A 4651-nucleotide genomic window follows, 5' to 3' on the forward strand; every position below is an offset into this window, starting at 1 on the left:
TCGGCTCGATCGATAACGCCAGTACTTCGCTCGAAGTCCTCCGGCAGGTCAGGAGACATCACTTCGACCTGATCGTCTCCGACTACCGTCTCGAAGACGGGCGTGACGGACAGCAACTGCTGGAGGAACTGCGGCAGCAGCAGTTGGTGCCGCGCGCCAGCGTCTTCCTCATGGTCACCAGCGAGCGTGCGTACCACAACGTCGTGTCGGTCGCCGAACTGGCTCCCGACGACTATCTGATCAAGCCCTTCACGGCCGGCGAGTTGCAGGCCCGGCTGGCGCGTGCGCTCAACCGGAAGCGCTTCTTCGCGACGGTCTACGAGCGTATGGACAGCGGCCTCGACGCGGAAGCGCTGGCGGCCTGCGAGCGCCTGCTCGGACAGGACAGCGGCTTTCTCTTCGACGCCTTGCGCCTCAAGGGCGAGCTGCTGAATGCACTGGGCAGGCATGCGGAAGCGCAGATCGTCTACCAGCAGGTGCTGGCGCAACGCCATCTGCCCTGGGCGCGCATGGGTCTCGGCATCGCCTTGCGCGGGCAACAGAAACTGGCCGAAGCCGAGGCGGTCGGGCAGGCGCTGGTCGACAGCCACCCGCAATTCGTCGCCGCCTACGACTTCCTTGCCGAGGTGCGGGAAGCGATCGGCAAGCTGCCGGAAGCACAGGCGGTGCTGCAGCGCGCGGCGGAGATTTCGCCGAACAACTCGACCCGGCAACGGATGGTCGGCGACGTGGCTGCCCGCAATCGGGACCTGCCGGTGGCGGAAAAAGCGTATGGCAAGGTGCTCGAGCGACGCCGCAATTCGTCGCTGCGCAGTATCGACGACTATACGAATCTCGCGCGCGTGATGCTGGAGCGCGGACACACGACGGGCGCCCGGCTGGTGAGCGAAGGACTGCGTCGCGACTGGCAGGGCAAGCGGCAAGGCGAGCTGGCGGCGCTGGTCATGGAAAGCCTCTGCGCAAGTCAGGAAGGTGAGCACGCCAGGGCCAAACGGGCACTGGAAAAGGCACTCCTGGAACACGACGCAGTGAAGGCCGAAGGCATGGCCGGGACGATCTCGGAGCGGCTCGCGCTCGACCTGGCGCATGCCTGCCTGGTCACCGGCAACGCAGAAAGCGCGCGCGCCATCGTGCGCAAGGTGGCCGCCGAGAACCACGAGGATCGCATGCTCATCGACCAGGTGCAGAGCCTCTACGCCCGCGTCGGCAAGGAAGACGAGGGCCGCGCGCTGCTCGCGCAGGTGGGGCGGGAAATCGTCGAACTCAACAATCGTGGCGTGCTCGCCGCGCGTCGCGGCGACGTCGAGGGCTCGGTGAAACTGCTGGTCGAGGCAGCCGAGCGCATTCCCAACCTGCAGTTCCTGGTCAACGCGACGAAAGCGATCTTCACCTTGCTCGACCGCCGCGGCTGGGATCCGGCGTTGGCCAGGCGTGGGCTGCGCTTCCTGCAACTGGCGCAGGCCAAGGACGCACGCAACGCCAAGGTGACGTCGGCGCGCGAGTTGTACCAGCACGTGGCGCGCAAGTACGGCATCAGCGACGGGACGGCCGCCGCCTCGGCGACAGCGCGCGAGCAGGGGCGAAGCTAGGCGAAGGTATCGTAGGCGAACTTGAGGATGAAGACGCCGACCACGCACAGGAACGCTTTCCGGACGAAGCCGCTGCCGTGGCGCAGCGCAAGGTGCGCCCCGATGAAGGAGCCGAGGACGTTGCAGCCGGCCATCAGCACGGCGAGCAGCGGCAGGACGTGACCATGCGGGACAAAGAAGGCGAGAGCGGCAAGGTTGGTGGCAACATTGACCACCTTCGACGCGGCCGACGCGTGCAGAAAGTCGAAGCCGAAGAAACGGACGAAGAGAAAGATCAGAAAACTGCCGGTTCCCGGGCCGAAGAAGCCATCGTAGAAGCCGATGCCGCCACCCAGCATGACCGCATAGACGAACTCGCGCCTGCCGGTGTGCTGCGGCCGATGCGTCGCGCCGAAGTCGCGGCGGCTGAAGGTATAGACCGCGGCGCCGACGAGCAGCAGCAGAATCAATGGGCGCAGCATCGCCGGCGGTAGCCAGGCGACCGCCATCGCGCCGAGATACGAGCAGGCAAACGCTGCCAGCGCCGCCGGCAGCGTCGTTCGCCAGGGCATTTCGACGCGGCGCGCGTAGCGCCATGCCGCATTGCTGGTACCGAAGACACTCGAAAACTTGTTGGTACCAAACAGGGTCGCCGGAAGTTCTTGCGGCAAGGCGTTGAACAGCGCCGGGATCTGGATCAGTCCGCCGCCGCCGACGACGGCGTCGATGAAACCGGCGAAGAGCGCGGCGATGGCCAGGCCGGCAAGCAGCAGAGGGTCGACTGCCACCGTCAGCGCCGGGCGACGAAAAAGATTCGGGTAAACGGAAAAAGCGTGCTGCCGTCGGCCTGCTGCGGATATGCGGCACGCAGTCGCTGCCGATAGTCGTCGACGAAGCGTTCACCGGCGACGGCGTCGAGCCGCGCCAGATAGGGCAACAAGGTGGTTCCCCTCATCCACTCGCAGACGGCGTCGTCACCGGCAAGCAACTGCCAGTAGGTGGTCTCCCACAATTCCAGTTGCCGACAGTGCGCTCGCAGGAGCTGATGGTAGGCGCCCGGCGACAGCACGCCGCCCATGCGCGCAGCGCCGAGAGCATCCCGCCAACTGCTCTCGGCGGCCAGTTCGCGCAGAATCCGGTGCGACGCGGCGGCGAAATTGGCCGGCATCTGCACCGCCAGCACGCCACCCGGCGCGAGTTGGTCGAGCAGGCGGGGCAGGAGGCGCGGGTGGTCGCCCAGCCAATGCAGGGCGGCGTTCGAGAAGATCAGGTCCGGCGCACCTGCGGCGTGCCAATCGGCAATCTCCGCCTGCTGCCAGACGATTCCCGAAGCGGTTGCCGCCGCTTTTGCAAGCATCGCCGGATCGCCGTCGATACCGACAACCTGCGCGGCAGGCCAGCGCTCGGCGAGCAGCCGGGTGATGTTGCCCGCGCCACAGCCGAGATCGACGATCGACCGGGGCGATTCGCCAGCCAGTCTGGCCAGCAGATCGAGGGCCGGCCGGCTGCGGGCATCGACAAACTTGAGGTATTGTTCGGGGTCCCAGGTCACTGGTCGGTCACTTCTCGCGTCAGGTGGTTTGTGCGGCGCCCTTCCAGTGCGCGGCGGAAACGGGGAACGTCTCGCGGAAGGACGGAATGCGGTAAGATCGCGGACATTCTACTCGCGCTACCCGGTCGCGCGTGCCTGCGCCACGTGGCTGTCCGCCGGAACCGTGACGCCGAACGACGACAGCAGGCGCGACAGGATCGTCGGTCAACACGTTCGATGGAAAGCCTGCGAATGGCACGTAAGGGAATCATTCTCGCCGGCGGATCCGCCACCCGGCTGCATCCGGCCACGCTCGCGATCAGCAAGCAGCTGCTTCCGGTTTTCGACAAACCGATGATCTACTACCCGCTCAGCACGCTGATGCTGGCCGGGATACGCGACATCCTGATCATCTCGACCCCGCAGGACACCCCGCGCTTCGAGCAACTCCTTGGTGATGGCGGGAGTTGGGGAATCGACCTGCAGTACGCCGTGCAGGCCAGTCCGGACGGTCTGGCGCAGGCCTTCCTTATCGGCGATTCGTTCATCGGCAAAGATCCTTCGGCCCTGGTATTGGGCGACAACATCTTCTATGGTCATGACTTTCACCGACTGCTCGGCAGCGCCATGGCACTTGCGGAAGGTGCCAGCGTTTTTGCGTATCACGTCCATGACCCGGAACGCTATGGGGTTGTGGAATTCGATGCACAGGGTCAGGTGCTTTCACTCGAAGAGAAACCGGCGCGACCAAAGTCCAACTATGCGGTCACGGGTCTCTATTTCTACGATTCGCAAGTCGTCGACCTGGCCAGGGAGCTCAGGCCATCGGCGCGGGGCGAACTGGAAATCACCGATCTCAACCGCCTCTACCTGCAACAGGGCAAACTTCGCGTGCAAATCATGGGTCGCGGCTACGCCTGGCTCGACACCGGCACCCACGAATCGCTGCTGGACGCCAGCCAGTTCATCGCCACGCTCGAAACCCGTCAGGGACTCAAGGTCGCGTGCCCGGAAGAAATCTCCTACCGCCAACGCTGGATCGATGCCGGGCAGCTTGAGGAGCTGGCGCGGCCGCTGACGAAGGGAGGCTATGGCCAATACCTGCTGCGCCTGCTGAAGGAACATACGTTTGGCAACTGATCACGATTCCCGCTGACCTCCGGCGGGCAGCGGTGTGCTCCGCTTGCGTCAGCATCGGCAGCGAGCGCTGGACCAAGGTTGCCCTTGCTCGCATGCCCGCGCATGTCGCAGCTTCGCCCCAGTGGGATGTGTTAGACTGGCGGCCACCTTGACGTGCGGCTGCTTGGGCCCAGCACGCCAGCCGATGGGTGGACCCGGAACGCGCTGGACACCTCATTTCCGAGACCATCACGCACTTTCCCGGGGAGGATCCTCTGCTTCTCCTCGATCGCCATCGGGGTCGGAACCACAAGAGACAGCAATTTCCGAATGCAAGCCACGCCCCTCACCATCCCCGACGTTTTCCTGCTGGAACCAAAAGTTTTCGGCGACGATCGAGGTTTCTTCTTCGAGAGCTTCCACCAGGCGCAAT

Annotated in this window: 5 protein-coding genes; 3 read left to right on the forward strand and 2 right to left on the reverse strand. The window is 65.0% G+C overall.

From position 1 onward, the window contains the following. Positions 1-1589 (forward strand): response regulator (locus tag NFV80_RS05185; protein ID WP_295327602.1); only part of this gene is annotated, 1589 nt, incomplete at its 5' end. On the opposite strand, the gene NFV80_RS05190 is transcribed toward NFV80_RS05185, so the two are convergent. Together NFV80_RS05190 and NFV80_RS05195 are read right to left on the reverse strand one after the other, a co-directional pair. Further along, a complete protein-coding gene (locus NFV80_RS05190) occupies positions 1586-2356 on the reverse strand; it encodes a TSUP family transporter (protein WP_295327604.1) in 771 nt (256 codons plus the stop codon). The genes NFV80_RS05185 and NFV80_RS05190 overlap by 4 nt on opposite strands. Positions 2357-2358: 2 nt before the next feature. After that, positions 2359-3120 carry a methyltransferase domain-containing protein gene (locus tag NFV80_RS05195; RefSeq protein WP_295327606.1) on the reverse strand — a complete coding sequence of 254 codons (762 nt, stop codon included), beginning with the start codon at positions 3118-3120 and terminating at the stop codon, positions 2359-2361. Positions 3121-3351: 231 nt separating this feature from the next. Between NFV80_RS05195 and rfbA the strand changes: the two genes are divergently transcribed. Beyond that, entirely contained in the window at positions 3352-4239 is an 888-nt protein-coding gene (rfbA, locus tag NFV80_RS05200) for a glucose-1-phosphate thymidylyltransferase RfbA (protein WP_295327609.1), read from the forward strand. A gap of 309 nt (positions 4240-4548) precedes the next feature. Further along, positions 4549-4651, forward strand: a 103-nt coding sequence (locus tag NFV80_RS05205) for a dTDP-4-dehydrorhamnose 3,5-epimerase family protein (protein WP_295327611.1), incomplete at its 3' end; no start/stop codon positions are given.

Origin of the sequence: Accumulibacter sp., from assembly GCF_023806565.1 — a bacterium.
Lineage (GTDB): Bacteria > Pseudomonadota > Gammaproteobacteria > Burkholderiales > Rhodocyclaceae > Accumulibacter.